Below are 18,590 nucleotides of genomic sequence, written 5' to 3' on the forward strand. Positions count from 1 at the left end.
GACGCTTAGTCTTCACCATAGCCGAGGCTGCGTAAAGCGCGTTCGTCGTCAGCCCAACCGGATTTGACTTTAACCCAAAGCTCTAAAAAGACTTTATTGTCGAACATTCGCTCCATATCGAGTCTCGCTTCTCGACCAACGGTTTTTATTTTTTCGCCTTTATTGCCAATGATCATTTTCTTTTGACCACTGCGTTCAACCAAAATGAGGCCGTTGATCTGATAAACGCCGTTATCCAATAATTTAAACTGCTCGATTTCTACGGTCACCGAATAAGGCAACTCATCACCGGTATAACGAATCAGCTTCTCACGAATGATCTCGGCCGCCATAAAACGGGAACTGCGATCGGTGACGTATTCTTCCGGGAAAAAATGGGCGCCCTCGTACGTGGCTTGCTGAGCTAACTCCAGCACACGATTAACGTTATAACCATTTTTGGCCGCCAACGGCACAATGTCATCAAACGCAAATTTGGCTTGTAGCTCTTGTAAATAAGGCAGCAGCAAATCTTTGTCTTTGATTTGATCAATTTTATTAATGACCAAAACAGTACGTCGATCACCGGATCCCTTTTTGACCTTGTTCAGCACCATTTCATCATCGGCGGTCCAGTTCATGCCGTCCACCACAAACAATACCATCTCTACGTCGCCAATAGAGCTGGCGGCCGCTCTGTTCATATAGCGGTTTATTGCTCGTTTCTCTTCACCATGAAGCCCTGGCGTGTCGACAAAAATTAGTTGATTGTTACCCTCGGTATGGATCCCCATAATGCGGTGACGAGTCGTCTGCGGTTTCCGAGAAGTGATGGATACCTTCTGCCCAAGAATGCAGTTCAGCAAGGTCGATTTACCAACGTTCGGCCGTCCGACAATGGCAATCATACCAATTCGTTGTTCATCACCTTGGCCAAGATTTTCAGTCGATTCTTGATTAGTGTCCATTGATTTGCTCCATTACCTTTGCGGCCGCGATTTGCTCAGCCTTGCGTCGAGAGCTACCGGTAGCAATTACCGGTGAATTAATTTCGGTCACTTCACATTCAACCTTAAATTGTTGTTTATGCGACTCACCCGTAACTTCCACGACTCGATAAATCGGTAGTGCCTTGCCGCGACCTTGTAAATACTCTTGCAACAAGGTTTTAGGGTCTTTTTGCAATACCGGTTGAATGCTAGCCAGCCGTTGTTGATACCAACTCAGTAGAATTCTGCGGATGGTGTCAAAGTCGGAATCAAGATAAATGGCGCCAATAATTGCTTCCACCGCATCCGCTAAAATCGATGAACGTCTAAAGCCGCCACTTTTAAGTTCACCGGCGCCGAGGTTGATGAACTCTCCCAAGCCAAACTCTACACCGATTTCCGCTAAGGTGTCCCCTTTAACCAGGCTGCTTCGCATCCGTGTAAGGGCGCCTTCATCCACCTTGGGAAACTTTTGGTATAACGCCTCGGAAATGATGATGGATAGAATCGAGTCACCCAAAAACTCAAGGCGCTCATTATGCCGGCTCGACGCACTACGGTGAGTAAGCGCTAACTTAAGATGCTCAATATCGTTGAATTGATAGTCAATGGTTTTGGTGAGCTTTTTTAGGTCTGCCACTAGGTTAATCCACCTACACGTTCAAAACGAACACCGGTTGGAACCCATGTTGGCAACCAGTCTTGCTCGTCGCGAGCAAATTCAAAACTAATCCAAATGGCCACGGCTTTGCCCACCAAGTTGTCGTCGCTAATGAAACCCCAGAAGCGGCTGTCAGTGCTGTTATCGCGATTATCCCCGATGCCAAAGTAATAGCCTTGAGGAACCACAAAATCACCGCGAGGAATGCCATCGACTTGGTAGTACATGCTAACTGGATCCGGACGATGGGTATTCACCAGAATGTCGTGTTCAATGTCGCCTAATTGTTCGGTATAACGCGTTAACGGGTAAGGACCTTGAAAAAACTCATCGCGGTTAACTTCCGCTCGAGTAATCAACTGAAAATCAGGGCAGTTTTCGCCGTCACTACAAGCGGGCTTGATCCACAATTGTTTATTGCGATAGCGAATGGTGTCACCCGGTAGCCCGACAATGCGTTTAATATAATCGATGCGTGTATCCACAGGGTACTTAAATACCGCGATGTCACCTCGCTCCGGCTCACCCGTTTTAATAAATTTATGTCTGAATACGGGATCTTTAACCCCGTACGAAAACTTCTCTACCAAGATGAAATCGCCCACTAACAAAGTAGGCATCATAGAGCCCGATGGAATTTGGAAGGGTTCCCATAAAAACGAGCGCAAAACCAGTACAAAAGCAATCACTGGAAAAATTGAGCGGGACGTTTCCACTATCGACGGTTCTTGGGTAAGTTTAAGCGCTGCTTCTTCGCTCACTTCTCCTTGCGCCTTAGCGGCTTCCAATTTGGCCATTCGCTTTGGCTTTAATACGCGAACGTCCAATAGCCAAATAAGGCCTGTGGCTAAAGTTACTAACACTAAAATCAGTGAAAAGTGAGCTGCCATAGTGGATTAATCTCCTACTTTCAGTACGGCTAAGAAGGCTTCTTGCGGAACATCCACATTGCCTAATGACTTCATTCGTTTCTTACCTTCTTTTTGCTTTTGCAGCAATTTCTTCTTACGTGAGACATCACCACCATAACACTTAGCAGTAACATCTTTACGTAACGCTTTCACGGTACAGCGAGCCACAATTTGACTACCAATCGCTGCTTGAATGGCAATGTCGAACATTTGTCGAGGGATCAACTCTTTCATTTTTTCTACCAAGGCTCGGCCACGATATTGGGCATTAGCCTTGTGAGTAATGATGGCCAGTGCATCCACTCGTTCGCCATTAATCAGCACATCAAGACGAACCATTTCAGCCGCTTGGAAGTGTTTAAAATTGTAGTCCAGTGACGCATAGCCTCGCGAGGTGGACTTGAGTCGATCAAAGAAATCAAGCACCACTTCCGCCATTGGCAGTTCGTAACTGATGGCCACCTGATTTCCATGGTAGCTCATATCGGTTTGCACACCGCGCTTTTCAATGCAAAGAGTGATAACGTTACCTAGGTACTCTTTTGGCACTAAAATATTGGCCTCCACAATGGGCTCAGCCAAGGTTTCAATTTCATTAATCGCTGGTAAGTCCGACGGGTTATCAACGTAAATCGTTTCGCCATTGGTTTTTTCAACTTCGTAAATTACCGTAGGTGCGGTTGTGATGAGATCAAGATTGTACTCACGCTCCAACCGCTCTTGGATAATTTCCATATGCAGCATTCCTAAGAAACCACAACGAAAACCAAAGCCAAGTGCTGAGGACGTCTCTGGCTCGTAGAACAAAGACGCGTCATTTAGGCTTAACTTTCCAAGGGCGTCTCTAAAGTTCTCATAGTCATCAGACGAAATTGGGAATAAACCCGCATACACCTGTGGTTTCACCTTTTGGAAACCAGGCAGCGGTGTTTCTGCGCCATTTTTGGCTAAGGTTAAGGTGTCCCCTACCGGCGCACCTAAGATGTCTTTAATGCCGGCAATAACAAAGCCTACCTCACCACTTTTCAATTCACCGGTATTGGTTTGTTTGGGCGTAAAAATACCAATGTGGTCCACTTGATGGATCTGCCCGGTCGACATCACCTTGAACTTATCGCCTTTGCGCAACACGCCGTGCTTAATTCGAACCAGCGACACAACCCCCTGATAATTGTCGAACCACGAGTCGATAATCAGGGCTTGCAATGGTGCCTCAATATCACCTTCTGGGGCCGGCACCTTACTTACAATTTCTTCTAAAACATCTTTAATACCGACGCCGGTCTTAGCTGAACAGCGAACCGCTTCGGTGGCATCAATACCCACAATATCTTCGATTTCTTCAGCCACCCGATCCGGATCCGCTTGCGGTAGGTCAATCTTATTAAGGATTGGAACCACTTCTAAGTCCATATCAATGGCGGTATAGCAGTTAGCTAAGGTTTGCGCTTCTACGCCTTGGCCCGCATCAACCACCAACAATGCGCCTTCACAAGCCGCCAAAGAGCGAGACACCTCGTAGGTAAAATCCACGTGTCCTGGCGTATCAATAAAGTTAAGTTGATAGGTCTCACCATCGTCCGCTTTATAGTCTAAAGTGACGCTTTGCGCTTTAATGGTAATGCCGCGTTCGCGCTCCAAATCCATGGAATCTAATACTTGAGCCTCCATTTCACGATCAGATAATCCGCCACAGAATTGAATGAGTCGATCCGAAAGTGTCGACTTCCCGTGGTCAATGTGAGCAATAATGGAGAAATTACGTATATGTTTCATGAGTTGGCGTTAGATCCGGCATACAAAATTAGTAAAAAAACTGGGGGAGAATTGTACCCGATTTCTAACCGCGATATAAGGTTTGTTTGCCTAAGTTTAGGAGTATCTGGGGCTGATTCTTGCGAGCTAGGTCACCACAATGGCGTTTAGCTACCCACCAACTGCCAACGCCAAACGCTAAGGCGGTCACCAGACTGGTTAGGTCGTGGTTGCTTTGCAGGACTTGCGATAAGCTGCCGCCAAGCAATGCGCCAGCGATAAAGCCCATCAAAGGAACAAGATAAACCATCGCCGCTGACCGCAAGAAAGTACGCTCGGGGATTCCAAGTTTCACCATATCACCGGTTTCAAACACTTCGCTTGTGGTCAGTTCGATGAGCTGCTTTTTATTACTGAACGCCTTCGATACTGAAGACACACCGCAATTGTCTTTAGAGTCGCAATGGTTACACGCTGACTTTCGCTCTACTTCAATGACCACTTGCTGACCATCTTGAAGTAGAACTCGGCCGATTTCTTCCATCATGGCTGACTTTGCGCCTCAGTTTTATCGCCAGGACGAATGTTCAATGCAATTTGATGCAAGGTATCAGCGGGGACCTTACCAATGGCAACGACTTCAAGTTCGCCATGGCGAGCAGTAGCGATTGCAGTGCCATTGTTGTGAGTAATGTGTTCAGGTAATTCCACCTGCCCAGCAACCGCCAAGTACACCGAAATTTGCACCATACCATCGGAAACGGATACGTATTCTACCGCCTCATTAGCACCAAACAATCTGTGCTGATCCCGTACGGTTTCTTTAAAGCCATCCGGCAACCAGCCGAAGTGCCAGTTGGCTTCGGTGGCTACGCTTGGGGTCTCAATGGTTGCTGGCCATTCGCGACGGGCCGCTTCCAAGAGCAACACCGGAGGCTCATCGGTCAAGGTGAGCTCTATCACCATTAGGCGGTCTAGCAGTTGCTCTCCCGCCAGCATATCAATGCGCAGCGGCAGGGCTGTTTCGGTGTCTAACCACACCATGTAGCTGAAGCGATTTTCATCGCGAGCAACAATTCGCACTAATTGCGCCATGCGTGCGGCAATGCGAGAGCGGCCGCCCAACACAAACTGATAACCGTCATCAAGGCGGTGAATGTCGCCGGCAAAAATCGGAGGGAACAAGCCAGGTATGCGACTGGATTTAACGCTGTAAGGAGGTTGATCTTGCTCTAGGTAAGTCACCACATTGTCGATGCGAACCGCGCTTTTAAATGGACCGTTTAAGTGATCCATAAACGCTAAGTGTTCGCCGTCTTGATGACCGTGTAGGTAGATAAGCGGACGCACCTGATTGGTTTGTAGGTGCACCATTGAAGCCTTGAATTGCTTCTCATTGAGGGCTTGGCTCATACGTTCTAGCCAAGCATCGGCGTTACCTGAAGCTTGCTCTGCGCTCACAGAAAACGTAAGCAGAGCAAGTAAAACGGTTAAAATGCGTTGCAAAAAAACTCCTAACTAAGTTAGTCGTGGGATTCAGTAGTTGGCTCTTGAATCGATGTTGCTTCAATCACACCATTATTCAAGCGCTGTTGCAATAAGTGATCCTGCAAGTACGCATTAAGTCGATGCCGTTGCTCTTTCATACGCTGCTCTTCAATGCTCGCGTTCGCTAATTCGCGATCATTGGTGACCGGAGCTTGCAGGCTGACCGGGCTAGCGCTACCCACTAATGGGCTTGTTTGCAGCACTGGCAAAGGAGCTAGGTTGTCAGGTGACGATGGGCTTTGCCCTTGAATTCCCACAACCGCAACAACCGCCACACTGGCGGCAATGGCGTACTGCCCAAATTGACGCAATAGCTGCACCACTTTGCCTTTTTTCGGCTCAGCAACCTGCTCTTGCTTCGAATGGGCTGCTGCCGGAGCCAATATCGCAGGCTCCTTGTCAATTGCAGCAGCGATTGACGCAGAAATATCGAATGTTTGCCTCGGCGCTAAATCATCTCGCATGGCATCGCCAATCAGATGATAGCTCTGCCACTTGTTGGCTTCTGGTGTTTCGGTATCAAGGTGGCTTAACACCTTATTCGAATTTTCACCATCAACGGCAGCGGATATCCATTCATTGCGTTCAATTGTCATTGTACACCTGTACTTAAAAGTTAACCTTGCAGCAAAGGCTGCAAACGCTTATCTACGGCTTCCCGGGCGCGGAAGATTCGAGAACGAACCGTGCCAACAGGGCATTCCATAACGGTGGCAATTTCTTCGTAACTCATCCCTTCGATTTCTCGAAGGGTTATTGCCATTCGTAATTCTTCAGGCAGTTGTTCGATGGTATCGAACACAACCTTTTTAATTTCGTTTGAGAGCATCATCCGCTCTGGTGAAGCAACTTCACGCAGTGCGTCGCCTGCCTCATAAAACTCAGCATCTTCTACCGCTACGTCGTTAGCGGGTGGGCGTCGCCCTTGAGATACTAAATAATTCTTCGCAGTATTAACCGCTATTCGGTACAGCCACGTATAAAAAGCACTATCACCTCGGAAGTTCGGTAACGCTCGATAAGCTTTAATAAAAGCTTCTTGCGAAACATCCGCCACATCCCCTTGATTCTTTACATAACGAGATATCAAGTTAATCACTTTATGCTGGTACTTTTGCACCAACAGATTAAAGGCTTGCTTGTCTCCTTGCTGTACTCGCTCAACTAGTTGTTGATCACTATCCTGGCTACTCATCCGAGCCGTTTCACTCCTAACGGTCTGTCTTACATCATCACGGCCGAATCGATTGCAATGGTATAGACTTACCCTTTTTGAAAAAGTTCGTAACTATTTGCGATTTTTTTAGCTTTTTTGCATTTCATTGCTAAAGCGCAAGTTTTGTCTGGTAATTATCGTATCCATTATGACTGTTTTTAGCTAACATGGCGACATTCAACAATAATCTCACCCAATTATGAGTCAAAGCCAGCAACGACAATGCGACCTGTTAATTATTGGTAGCGGTGCAGCCGGAATGACCTTGGCGTTATCGGTAGCCGACAATGCCAATGTCATTTTGCTCAGTAAAAGCCTGTTAAACGAAGGCTCCACTTACTATGCTCAAGGTGGCATAGCCGCCGTTTTTGACGAAAACGATTCAATCGAGGCCCATGTCGACGACACCCTTAAAGCCGGCGCAGGCTTATGTGACAAGTCGGTGGTGCAATTTACCGCCTCGAATGCCAAGGCATCATTGGAATGGCTGATTAAAAAAGGCGTGCGTTTCGATAAAAGCGGCAACGACGCTAATAAGTACCATCTCACACGTGAAGGCGGCCACAGTCATCGACGCATTCTTCATGCCGCCGACGCAACCGGTAAAGAAGTCCAATTAACCCTGCAAGAACAAGTAAAACGACATCCCAATATCTGCGTGCTCGAGCGATTCAACGCCATCGACTTGATCACCACCAACAAATTAGGTTTACCCGGTAACCGAGTCATGGGCGCGTACGTCTGGAATCGCGAGACCGAGCAAGTGGAAGTGATAGCGAGCAAATTCATATCCCTTGCAACCGGTGGTGCTTCTAATGTCTATCAGTACACGTCCAACCCAGACATCGCTAGTGGTGATGGCATTGCCATGGCTTGGCGCGCCGGCTGTGAGGTTGCCAATTTGGAATTCAATCAATTCCACCCAACCTGTTTGTTCCACGAAAAAGCTCGTAACTTTCTGTTGACCGAAGCATTGCGCGGCGAAGGCGCTTACCTTCTGCGCCCCGATGGCTCTCGCTTCATGCCAGAATTTGATGAGCGAGCGGAACTGGCTCCTAGAGACGTGGTTGCACGGGCCATAGACTATGAAATGAAGCGTTTGGGAGCGGATTGCGTTTATTTAGACATCAGCCATAAAGACAGCGACTTTATCGTTAAGCACTTTCCAACCATATATGAACGGTGTTTAACGCTCGGTATCGACATCACCCAAGAGGCCATTCCTGTGGTACCGGCCGCCCATTATACCTGCGGTGGTGTGGTGACTGACATGGACGGTCAAACTCAAGTGGGTGGCCTTTACGCCATCGGAGAAGTGGCCTATACAGGCCTTCACGGTGCCAATCGAATGGCGTCCAACAGTTTACTCGAGTGCTTGGTATTTGCCCGAGCGACCGCGGAGAACCTGTTACCTCAACTCTCTAAAATCGCCATGCCTGCCAATTTGCCGCCATGGGACGAGAGTCAAGTGGACAACTCAGATGAAGAGGTTGTCATTGCCCATAATTGGCACGAATTACGGCTCTTTATGTGGGATTATGTAGGCATTGTGCGCTCGGATAAACGACTTCAGCGCGCCCTGAGACGTGCCGAAATGCTGCAGCAAGAAATTCACGACTATTACAGTAATTTCAAAGTCAGCAATAATTTATTAGAGCTAAGAAACTTAGTGTTAGTGTCCGAACTTATTATTCGATGTGCAATGCAACGTCAAGAAAGTCGAGGATTGCACTACAACATCGACTACCCAAATCTTGCCGACGACTCAAAACCAAGTCGCCTCTCTCCAAGTGTCAAATAGGTTAACCGAGCAGCCGACACAGATTCCTATGTTGGCGCTCACTTAACTGTCCTTTGGTCACCAAAAACCATTGTTTGTGCTGGCCGGTTCGCAGCGCGAAAAGAACTAAATAGGGTTGCCGCACAACAACCTGAGACACAGTAAACGCCTCCGAGCCATACCAACAACCTTGACCTTGCTCGGTTAATTGTAAGCGCCAATGGGCCTTGCTCAGGCGTTGATAGTCTAACCAAGCATGAGCCGCGATAACGGCAACAACAGCGGCGGCAACAAGCACTGGTATAAAAAAAGCAGTGATGGCGAGTCCCACACACTGCTTTAATAATATACCGATAAGGCTCAGGTGCCACAGCACACTGATAGCCGTCCGCGACCGATGCGGTTTAATATGAAAACTATGGCTTATCTCGACCACGAACTTTAATGATCATTTCTGCAAACTTAGGATCGTCGCATTGTTCGTGCCCCATAAACCAAGCAAACAACTCTGGATCGTCGCATTCTAGCAGGCGCTCAAAGGTCTGCTGCTCTTCTTCAGACAAGTGGTCATAGTGTGTTTCAACGAAAGGAGTAAACAATACATCCAACTCTAGCATGCCCCGTCGACAAGCCCAGGTAAGGCGAGCTTTGTTGTTGTCCTTAGTTGCAGTCATGTAGAAATCCTTGGCCTAAAATAATAAGAGCGCTGATTATGGCAGCGCTCTAGCGGTGATTCCAGCTCAAATTCGAAGTTTAGCCGAACTTTAGAACTTGAGAGTCGTGACCTTTAAATAGATCACTAAAATCCGTCGAAAGTAGTCTTTTAACCGCTGGGTGTTGAATCATACGTTCGGCAAACATCACGTGGTACTCATCTTTCACTTCGTTGGTTTGTCCAACTAAGTGCATGCCTCGTTCAATGTACTCGTCACTGTACACCGTTGGCACAACGAAAACACCTTGCTGCAAAAAGCCAAAGGACTTCATCATAGCAACATCATCAAACTCAGCTTTGATTTTAACGCTTAATCCGCGCTCATCGAACCAGCGCCAAAGCTGCTGACCTAAAGACGTTTGACGTCCAGGAATCAGCAATTGACAGCGCTCAAGGCATTCAGGAAAGCTTCCCTTAACCGGTGATGCACTGTAAAAGCTCACCCCGGTCTCTCCCAGTTTCTTTGAGAGAATATCCGGATGCTTTAATGACTCACCAGGGCAGTCCGATAAAATCATATCCAGTTTGTGCTGTTTAAGTCGGTCGACTAAATCCGTGTGGCTCGATTCGTAACAACACAGGTGAATAGAGCCATCTGATGGCACCACCTCCAGTAGCACACGACTGGACAAGGTTTTAGACAGTGCGTCGGCAATGCCAACTTCAAATAAAATGTTGCCATCTTTTTGGTAATTCAACAGATCCATCATTTCATAGCTTAAGCCAAACATTTTGTCAGCGTAGCGAAAGACCAGCTCTCCCAACTCAGTCGCTTTCAAGCGCCGACCATCTCGTTCAAAGAGACGATCGCCTAGGCGATGCTCGAGCTGTCGGATTTGCCCAGTGATGGTTTGCGGTGTTACATAAAGAGCTTCGGCTGCTTTAGCAACTGAGCCTTTAGATTTTACCATCCAAAAATAGTACAGGTGATTGTAATTTAAATGAGACATAGCTAATTACTGAGACAAACGTTGGCAGTCCAGCAAACCTCTTAAGCCCAGCGTCAATTCCTCTTCAGTCTGAATTTCTTTTGCAAGAATTGCATCAGTCAGTCCATCAACTAACACCTGTGGTTGCGGTATCCGATCTTGGCAATATTGCTGATTCGCCTGTTTAAAGCGATTACCAGCGCGATAGCTTAGAGCTCGATTACTAAAATCTGTACTGGCGTCCGCTTTTTTCTTGCCAAACTTATCTTTGTAGGCCAGCGCGCCGGCCACTTTACCTTCAAGGTAAGCTTGGCAAACGCTGCCTTTAACGTCTTCGCTGCAGTGAAGCAGTTGCGCTTGTGCCGGAGCACTCAGCGCAACCAATGCAGCCACTGTAATAACTAAGCGCATTTTTGTTCACTCTCTTCAACCGGCTCTTTAAGAACGGCTGATAACCAGAAGTAACCAACTATCGCAGCAATACCAGAGCCAATTAGAATGCCCATTCTTGCCATATCACCATACAGCATGCCACCGTGTTGGAAGGCGAGCGACGCGATGAACATAGCCATAGTAAAGCCAATACCACACATAAGTGAAACCGGTGCTATGTGTTTCCAGCCAAGACCTTCTGGCAGCTGCGCCCAACCCAATTTCACCGATAGCCAGCTGAATAACATAATGCCGACTGGCTTACCTAGAACTAGACCAGCGGCAATGCCCATAGGAACAGGCGCTAACAGTGCATCCAGGCTCATATTTCCTAAGTTGACACCAGCGTTAGCGAAGGCGAAGAGTGGCAAAATCGCAAAGGTACTCCATGGGTGCAATGCATGCTCTAGCTTCTCAGAAGGACGCTTTTCGCCCACCTGAAGCGGTATCAGCAGTGCCAGTGCCACACCCGCAAGCGTTGCGTGCACGCCGGATTTTAGTACCGCCGTCCACAGCACCAAACCGATTAACATGTACGGTGCTAGGCTTGATACGTTGCGACGGTTCAATATAAACAAGGCGACCAGCGCTATGGCTGCGATAACCAAGCTCATCATCGAAAGTTCGCTGGTATAGAACAAAGCAATAATAATAACGACGCCTAAGTCATCGATGATGGCCAATGCCAGTAGGAACACTTTCAAACTGACCGGTACACGATTGCCTAACAATGCCAAAATACCCAACGCAAAAGCAATGTCGGTTGCCGCGGGAATCGCCCAACCAACCTGAGTTTCGGTACCATAGTTGAAGTAAAGGTAGAATAAGGCCGGGAAAATCATACCGCCCACTGCGGCGAATGTTGGTAACGCTGCTTTCGCTGGGCTCGATAATGCCCCTTCCATAAGCTCACGCTTAACTTCCAAACCAATCAGCAAGAAGAACAATGCCATTAGACCATCGTTGATCCACAGTAAGGCTGACTTATCAATATCCAAATAGCCGATTCGAACCTGAACCGGTGTATTGATGAAGCCGTTATACAGGCCCGCTAAAGGCGAGTTAGCCAAAAGCATCGCCAAAGCAACAGCGATCATCAGCAGAATACCACCTGCCGATTCTTGGCTTAAAAAATTACGAATAAAACGACTCATTAAAAACTCCCAAAATTAGTATCGACTAAATCATAGGTAGCAAAAATTTTCCGGTAAAACCGAATATCCATTCCACAAACATCGGAAAAACCGAAGCTTTACTCAATATAGCCGGAAAATCTAGGAAAGGGAAATTTTGAAAAATCTAACAAAAATATGTTTCAAATAACTGAATATTAGGCATTTTTAGAGACAAACTCATCAACCAGCTGAGTTAAAACCTCTAGCAAATCATCTAACTTTTGCTCGGCTAAAATTCGTTTTATTGATGAATTTTCGAACGGAATGCACTCTAACCATCTTTGACAAATCCAAGCTAGATCACACAAGTTTTGCTCGAGTTTTCTTTCATCAATATCAAAATCATGCGGTAAAACCTGTTTTAGTGAAGTCACCAATAGCGGAAATTCATCAATACTTCGCTCCGTGGTATAGGGAGCCATGGCAATATATGCGGCCCGATGAAGGCCATCATCATCTTGGCTAAAGTCAAACAGAGATACTCGTTCCTTAGCCTCTATCGTGATCCCGAGTAGACCATCTTCTAACACGTCAAAATCTATGATTTCTACCCGAGTACCTATATTGAAAGGCGTTGATTCGCCTTCGTTAATGGCTGGACACAACACAAAGCTGTTGTCGCAATGGTGTGCTTCTGCCACCAAGCGCTTATAGCGAGACTCGAAAATACGAAGCTTGCTAATGCCACCAGGCAAAAGCAGTATCGGCAATGGAAAAACGGCTATTTTCACAAGGCGCTCCTGTTACAACCATACCCTTTGTATAGCAAACAGGAGCAATTCGATCACTTTTATTGTGTTAATAATCCGTGTCAATCAGCCACTGAGTTAGACTGACTCTGAGTTAGACTGAAAAGGGATAAGCAATGGGCTCATGGTGTTGATACCCTTCCACACGAAAGTCATCCATGGTTACCCAGGTTTCCAGATCCTCAAGAGATTTAATCTCAGGGTTTATGAACAACTTTGGACTCGCAAAAGGTTTGCGCTTAAGCTGCACATCGCGCATCAGAGCCAGTTGGTCTTCATATATGTGGGCATTAACTATCTTATGGTAAGCCGTACCTGGCTTATGTCCAGTAATCTGCGCCACCAACGCCAGTAATGTAAACACCTGAATTTGATTAAAATTGAGTCCCAGGGGCACATCGCAAGAACGTTGATACGAGGTGAGATGCAAGGTGTCTCCCACCAGTGAAAAGTTGTGGGTATGCATACAAGGACGTAAACAGCCTAGATGAAATTCCCCAGGGTTGTAAAAACTAACAATTTCCCCGCGATCATCAATGCCTTGCTTTAGGTTATTAACTAGCTTCTGCAGTTGGTCGACAACCGTGCCATCACTGCCTTGCCAAGCCCGCCCTTGCACTCCATAGACTCGGCCCATATCGTCGTTGCCTCGCCTAGCAGGGTTATCTAACCATGCTTGATTCAAGTTGGCATTGGCATCCCACGTCTTGGTCCCGAGTTCACGAAAGTCGGCCGCATTGTCGTACCCTCGAATGTAACCCAGTAATTCGGCAATGGCCGATTTCCAGTAACTTTTACGAGTGGTGATAAGCGGGAACTCATTGGCACCTACGTCATGCACCATATCGGCATTAATAACCGTTAAGCAGCGCTTTCCTGTGCGCTTATTCTCTATCCAGCTGCCTTTATCGACAATGCGCTGACAAAGCTCTAAATATTGTTTCATTTGCTTTCCTTGGATCCACTCTTACGCAAAATAAGAAATAAGCCAAAGGCTATCATTGGCATCGAGAGCAGCTGCCCCATAGTAAAGAAATTCAAATACAGTCCCAATTGAACATCCGGTTCGCGGACAAACTCTACGATGAACCTAAAGCAGCCATAGCCGACTAAGAACATGCCAGAGATAGCACCACGCTGCCTTGGTTTGCGGCTAAACCAATACAGCAAACTAAACAGAACGACCCCTTCTAGCGCAAATTGATACAATTGCGACGGGTGACGCGCCTCCGGACCAGCTCCTGGGAACACCATTGCCCACGGAACATCGCTGGTCCTCCCCCACAATTCGCCATTAATAAAGTTACCAATACGGCCAGCACCTAGACCAATTGGAACGACCGGAGCAACCACGTCGGCGACATCAAAGAAGTGACGTTTTTGGCTGTAGGCTATATAGGCAAAGGCTGTTAGCACCCCAAGCAATCCCCCATGAAACGACATGCCACCGTCGGTAATGGCAAATAGGTACATAGGGTTATCTAAAAATGCGCCAAAGTTGTAGAACAGCACGTAGCCTATTCGCCCGCCGAGGATAACCCCAAGAAAAGCGTAAAATAATAAATCGGAAACTTGATCACGATTCCATTGAGTGTCTTTTCGGTCCGCCATGCGATTGAGCACCCACATGGCTGCAACAAACCCGACTAGGTACATCATCCCGTACCAACGAATGGCGGGTTCGAAAGTTTCTCCAAACAGCTCAAAGGGACCAATCGAGAAAATAATCGGGTCGATTTTGGGGTAGGTTAACATGTTCTATCCTAGTAAAAGTCGCAACCCGATAAAGGTCATGAAGGCTGCGAAAATTCGTTTTAATAATTTAATGGGCAATATTGCCGCGGCTTTAACCCCTAATCGGGCAGTAAAGATTGCCGTGGCAATAACGCCAAACAGTGCCGGTAAATACACATAACCAACCGCGTATTGCGGCAATCCTGGCTCATTCCAACCTGCAATGACATAGCTTAAACAACCAAACAAGGCCACCGCAATACCGGCAGCGGCAGCGCAGCCAATGGATTTGCGCATTTCTAAGCCGAAGAAGGTTAAAAAGGGAACCAAAATAACGCCTCCACCAATACCCATTAACGCCGAAAAAGCACCAATGGCCATCGCTGAAAAGAATAAAATAGAGGGTGATGGTAACGGGCGTTCACGTGACGTGTTGACCGGCAACACCATTTTTAGGGCCATTAATAATAAGAATATGGCGAAGATTCGCGTCAGCGTTTCCGCAGACATTCCATCCGCGATAAAGCCCCCGGATATTGAGCCAATTATAATCCCAGGCAAGAGTGCCCTGGCCACGGGCCAAGAAATATTGCCTCGCTTTCGATGGCCAAGAGCCGCTGAATAAGACGTCAAGATGATGGCCCCAAGGCTGGTGCCAATCGCAATATGGATGGCCATTTCTGTTGGAATGTTTAAATGCGGTAGCAACAGCAGAAAAACCGGAACCAGCACAATACCGCCGCCAATGCCCAAAAGCCCCGCTAAGAAGCCTTGAACGACGCCTACAAGCATGCACAATACAACGATAACTAACAGACTATCCAAAGATTCCACCAAAGTGATTGGCTCTCGAAAGAGCGACGTTAAGCTTGTCCCTAACCTTGCCGATAGTTTAGGGGATGCCTTATGGAAAAACAAAAACTAATGAAGTAATGATTTCAATCCAAGGCTTTCTAGCTTTTCTATGCAAAGTCCACGAACTTGATAGGCGCTTTGACACAGTAAAGCCGACTCGAGCAATTGTTCCATCTCTTGGGTATTAAGTCGACGAATCAAATAATTAATTCGCCCTAAGTTTCCGGGATTCATGCTTAGCTGACGGTACCCCATTCCAACTAATAACATCACCGCTAGTGGTTCTCCCGCAAGTTCTCCGCAAATCGAAAATTCGAGGTTGAGGCTATTACTAATTCTAGCAATTTCCGCTAAGGCCGTCAGAACCGCGGGATGATAACTGTCAAACAATTCGCTGACCGCTGGATTACTGCGATCCACCGCTAGTAAATATTGAGTTAAGTCGTTTGAACCCACTGAAATGAAATCCACTAACCTGCTGATTTGTGGCAGTTGAAATATCATCGCCGGAATTTCTAGCATAATACCAATTTTGGGGGGCACTACTGGTCGCCCTAATTCCTGTTCGATTTCTTGCAACGCTTGAGCAATGTAACCTTGAGAACGCTCAATCTCTTTAAGGTTAGACACCATCGGCAGTAAAATCGACAAAGCCGCGTTGCCAACACTGGCTTTTATCATGGCCCGCAGTTGGATCAGTAACATTTCAGGGTGATCTAAGGTTAATCGAATTCCCCGCCAACCCAAAAACGGATTAGACTCCACAATGGGAAAGTAAGCTAGCGGTTTATCGCCTCCAACATCCAAAGTCCGCATGGTCACGGGTTTGCCTTTCGCCGAGCGCATTACCTTTTTGTACAGTATTAATTGTTCCGACTCCGTCAAAAAGTGGCTGTGCAACATAAACGGGATTTCGCTGCGATATAAGCCAATACCCCCAACACTAGGGCTAGCCACGTCTGCCAATGCGCCGCTAAGCCCTGCATTGACAAACAAACCGACCCGCTGACCATCAAAGCTGCAACAAGGCTTAGCCATTTCTTCGGTAAACTGGGTTTCACGCTGTTCAATTTGAGCGATTAAGCGACGATATTCGTCAATTAGCACCACACTGGGACACAGCACCACCTGACCTCGAAAACCATTAACAATGAGCTGCTGGCCTTGGTCGACGTCATTGATGTTGATTTCCACCCCCATAACCGCTGGAATTTTCATTGCTCGAGCGAGTATTGCCACATGAGAATTGGCGCCCCCGCCTTGAATGATGATACCGGCAATGCTCGATTGAGGAATTTCAGCAAGTAAGGTCGCACTGGCTTCCTTAGCGATAATGATCTTAGCTTCACCGTCGTTAAGTTGCAGACGACGGCGTTTTTGAAGCTGATGCAACAGGCGTTGACCAATATCGATGACGTCGCTGCTGCGTTCCTTTAAATAGGGATCTTGCATCGACAAAAATTGCTTAGCCACGCGATTGCACACTCGCCGCACCGCCGTTTCTGCAGTCCAACCTAGCGCCACTTCATCGAGCAACTCATTACCTAATGAAGCCGGTTCCAACAGGCTTTGGTAAGCACTGAATATCTGCGCGACTTCGCTGTCGACTTCCGCATCAAACCGTTGACTCCAATTGAAAAACTGGCTTCGGCAGTAACCTATGGCCTCACTGAGTCGCTGTTTTTCAAAGGATGGTTCTCGACTGACCTTATCCGGCTCATCCATCTGCGGAGGTTTATCAATTAATAATGCGGGTGCAATCGCGATGCCGGGCGATGCCGATTCTCCGGTTATTAGACTATCCGTTTGCGCTACATGACTTTGTCGCTCATGGTTTAGCCCGCTGATGGCCATCGCCAATTGAGCCGCTAAGGTAACCAGAAAGGCTTCCTCGTTATCGTCGAATTCTCTCTTTTGCTGTTGCTGCACCACCAAAACCCCGAGCAACTGCCCTTGGTGAATAATAGGCGCTGCTAAAAAGGCGCTAAAGATGTCCTCTTTGACGGACTCAATTCGCTTGAACGCTGGGTGTTGCTGTGCATCGGCTAGATTAATGGGTTCAGCACGCTCAGCGACTAATCCTACTACGCCTTCGCCAAAGGCGAGGCTGGCGTGCCCGACTGCTGCAGGAGACAAACCATCGGTTGCGCTTAGAATGAGTTGTTGCTGTTGCGCGATATATACCGAGCAACATTGGGTGGCCATGGCTCGTTTAGTTTTTACCACCAACGAGGCCATAGCACTGTTCAGATCCGTCGCATTGACAACGGTTTGTGTAATATCACGTAAACTGTCTAACATCAGCCTCGATATCGCTGACGCCGCTTCCCTTCTTTTTTCTTATTGAAAGGCATGGCGGTACTGGCGAACTCTTTCATGACTTTCCGATAAACATCGCGCTTAAACGATACAACCTGTCGTACCGGATACCAATAACTAACCCACCGAAAGTCGTCAAACTCTGGGTGGCCAGTCGCATCGAACGAAATCGCACTTTCATCAGAAATCAACCGCAACAAAAACCACTTTTGTTTTTGCCCGATACAAACAGGGTTTGAATCCTGCCTTATCATTCGTCGTGGTAAACGATAACGCAACCACGAACGGGTGCTGGCGAGAATTTTGACGTCGTGAGGTTTAAGCCCCACTTCTTCATAAAGCTCTCGATACATGGTTTGCTCAGCGGTTTCACCGCTGTCCACGCCACCCTGGGGAAATTGCCATGAGTGCTGACCATGTCGCCGCGCCCACATCACTTGCCCATGCTGATTACAAATTACAATGCCGACGTTCGCTCGAAATCCATCACTATCGATCACTTGGACTCCAAAACGTCTTAATTTTTGCTAAGTTGATTGTTTCACAAAGCGCGGGGCGCGGCAATGATTGCTTTTAACCCGAAAATCGCCACCGGTGGATAACTAATCGCGATCAACTTAAGTTATTAACATTTCATTCTTACCTTAAGCACTGCTATCCACAAAATCTGTGGGTATCTCTGTATACAACTCCCGTAAACTTCTTAATTAACTGATAGGCGCTCAAAAACCAACCAAGAAAGCCTCTTGGAAATATTCAATTTAAGCATTAACATTCAACAAGATAGACTGCACCAACTGTATAAAAGATCACTATTAAAGATAGGGTTTGGTTAAATTTACA

General features: G+C 47.1%; 20 protein-coding genes. 1 reads left to right on the plus strand and 19 read right to left on the minus strand.

The annotated features are described in order from the left end of the window. Positions 1-5 precede the first annotated feature (5 nt). The 8 genes from era to rpoE all read right to left on the minus strand — a co-directional run bounded on the left by era (position 6) and on the right by rpoE (position 7,038). A complete protein-coding gene (gene era, locus CLC91_RS04135) occupies positions 6-947 on the minus strand; it encodes a GTPase Era (RefSeq protein WP_095498062.1) in 942 nt (313 codons plus the stop codon). After that, positions 937-1,608, minus strand: a complete 672-nt coding sequence (rnc, locus tag CLC91_RS04140; protein ID WP_408634208.1) for a ribonuclease III — start codon at positions 1,606-1,608, stop codon at positions 937-939. The genes era and rnc overlap by 11 nt, the downstream gene beginning before the upstream one ends. Beyond that, on the minus strand, positions 1,608-2,519 hold the full coding sequence (lepB, locus tag CLC91_RS04145; protein ID WP_095498060.1) for a signal peptidase I: 912 nt from the start codon (positions 2,517-2,519) through the stop codon (positions 1,608-1,610). Before lepB ends, rnc begins: the two co-directional genes overlap by 1 nt. 6 nt (positions 2,520-2,525) lie before the next feature. After that, a complete protein-coding gene (gene lepA / locus CLC91_RS04150; protein WP_095498059.1) occupies positions 2,526-4,316 on the minus strand; it encodes a translation elongation factor 4 in 1,791 nt (596 codons plus the stop codon). Between the two features lie 64 nt (positions 4,317-4,380). After that, on the minus strand, positions 4,381-4,842 hold the full coding sequence (locus tag CLC91_RS04155; protein ID WP_095498058.1) for a SoxR reducing system RseC family protein: 462 nt from the start codon (positions 4,840-4,842) through the stop codon (positions 4,381-4,383). After that, a complete protein-coding gene (locus CLC91_RS04160) occupies positions 4,839-5,801 on the minus strand; it encodes a MucB/RseB C-terminal domain-containing protein (protein ID WP_233132575.1) in 963 nt (320 codons plus the stop codon). The genes CLC91_RS04155 and CLC91_RS04160 overlap by 4 nt, the downstream gene beginning before the upstream one ends. 17 nt (positions 5,802-5,818) lie before the next feature. Continuing rightward, positions 5,819-6,439, minus strand: coding sequence for a sigma-E factor negative regulatory protein (locus tag CLC91_RS04165; protein WP_095498057.1), 621 nt, complete (start codon positions 6,437-6,439; stop codon positions 5,819-5,821). 20 nt (positions 6,440-6,459) lie between these two features. After that, positions 6,460-7,038, minus strand: a complete 579-nt coding sequence (rpoE, locus tag CLC91_RS04170) for an RNA polymerase sigma factor RpoE (RefSeq protein WP_095498056.1) — start codon at positions 7,036-7,038, stop codon at positions 6,460-6,462. 220 nt (positions 7,039-7,258) lie between these two features. Here rpoE and nadB point away from each other — a divergent pair, with 220 nt between their 5' ends. Further along, complete coding sequence (nadB, locus tag CLC91_RS04175; RefSeq protein WP_095498055.1) at positions 7,259-8,860, plus strand: L-aspartate oxidase; 1,602 nt, start codon at positions 7,259-7,261, stop codon at positions 8,858-8,860. 1 nt (position 8,861) lies between these two features. On the opposite strand, the gene CLC91_RS04180 is transcribed toward nadB, so the two are convergent. From CLC91_RS04180 to rppH, 11 genes are all read right to left on the minus strand, one after another. Further along, on the minus strand, positions 8,862-9,215 hold the full coding sequence (locus CLC91_RS04180; RefSeq protein WP_143812003.1) for a protein YgfX: 354 nt from the start codon (positions 9,213-9,215) through the stop codon (positions 8,862-8,864). Positions 9,216-9,255: 40 nt separating this feature from the next. Beyond that, positions 9,256-9,513 (minus strand): FAD assembly factor SdhE, encoded by a 258-nt coding sequence (locus tag CLC91_RS04185; RefSeq protein WP_095498053.1) that lies wholly within the window; start codon positions 9,511-9,513, stop codon positions 9,256-9,258. 79 nt (positions 9,514-9,592) lie between these two features. Then, positions 9,593-10,504 carry a transcriptional activator NhaR gene (gene nhaR / locus CLC91_RS04190; RefSeq protein ID WP_095498052.1) on the minus strand — a complete coding sequence of 304 codons (912 nt, stop codon included), beginning with the start codon at positions 10,502-10,504 and terminating at the stop codon, positions 9,593-9,595. Positions 10,505-10,510: 6 nt separating this feature from the next. Further along, positions 10,511-10,894, minus strand: a complete 384-nt coding sequence (locus CLC91_RS04195; protein ID WP_095498051.1) for a hypothetical protein — start codon at positions 10,892-10,894, stop codon at positions 10,511-10,513. Continuing rightward, positions 10,885-12,069 carry a Na+/H+ antiporter NhaA gene (gene nhaA, locus CLC91_RS04200; protein ID WP_095498050.1) on the minus strand — a complete coding sequence of 395 codons (1,185 nt, stop codon included), beginning with the start codon at positions 12,067-12,069 and terminating at the stop codon, positions 10,885-10,887. Before nhaA ends, CLC91_RS04195 begins: the two co-directional genes overlap by 10 nt. Positions 12,070-12,245: 176 nt before the next feature. Continuing rightward, on the minus strand, positions 12,246-12,821 hold the full coding sequence (locus CLC91_RS04205) for an LON peptidase substrate-binding domain-containing protein (RefSeq protein ID WP_095498049.1): 576 nt from the start codon (positions 12,819-12,821) through the stop codon (positions 12,246-12,248). A 112-nt stretch (positions 12,822-12,933) separates the two neighbouring features. Next, positions 12,934-13,785 (minus strand): thymidylate synthase, encoded by an 852-nt coding sequence (locus CLC91_RS04210; RefSeq protein WP_095498048.1) that lies wholly within the window; start codon positions 13,783-13,785, stop codon positions 12,934-12,936. Further along, positions 13,782-14,594 carry a prolipoprotein diacylglyceryl transferase gene (lgt, locus tag CLC91_RS04215; protein WP_095498047.1) on the minus strand — a complete coding sequence of 271 codons (813 nt, stop codon included), beginning with the start codon at positions 14,592-14,594 and terminating at the stop codon, positions 13,782-13,784. Before lgt ends, CLC91_RS04210 begins: the two co-directional genes overlap by 4 nt. 3 nt (positions 14,595-14,597) lie before the next feature. Further along, positions 14,598-15,398, minus strand: coding sequence for a sulfite exporter TauE/SafE family protein (locus tag CLC91_RS04220; RefSeq protein WP_095500050.1), 801 nt, complete (start codon positions 15,396-15,398; stop codon positions 14,598-14,600). 96 nt (positions 15,399-15,494) lie between these two features. After that, positions 15,495-17,729, minus strand: coding sequence for a phosphoenolpyruvate--protein phosphotransferase (gene ptsP / locus CLC91_RS04225; RefSeq protein ID WP_095498045.1), 2,235 nt, complete (start codon positions 17,727-17,729; stop codon positions 15,495-15,497). Next, complete coding sequence (gene rppH / locus CLC91_RS04230; RefSeq protein WP_095500051.1) at positions 17,729-18,247, minus strand: RNA pyrophosphohydrolase; 519 nt, start codon at positions 18,245-18,247, stop codon at positions 17,729-17,731. The genes ptsP and rppH overlap by 1 nt, the downstream gene beginning before the upstream one ends. Between the last annotated feature and the right edge of the window lie 343 nt (positions 18,248-18,590).

The organism is Paraferrimonas haliotis (genome assembly GCF_002282895.1).
Lineage (GTDB): Bacteria > Pseudomonadota > Gammaproteobacteria > Enterobacterales > Shewanellaceae > Paraferrimonas > Paraferrimonas haliotis.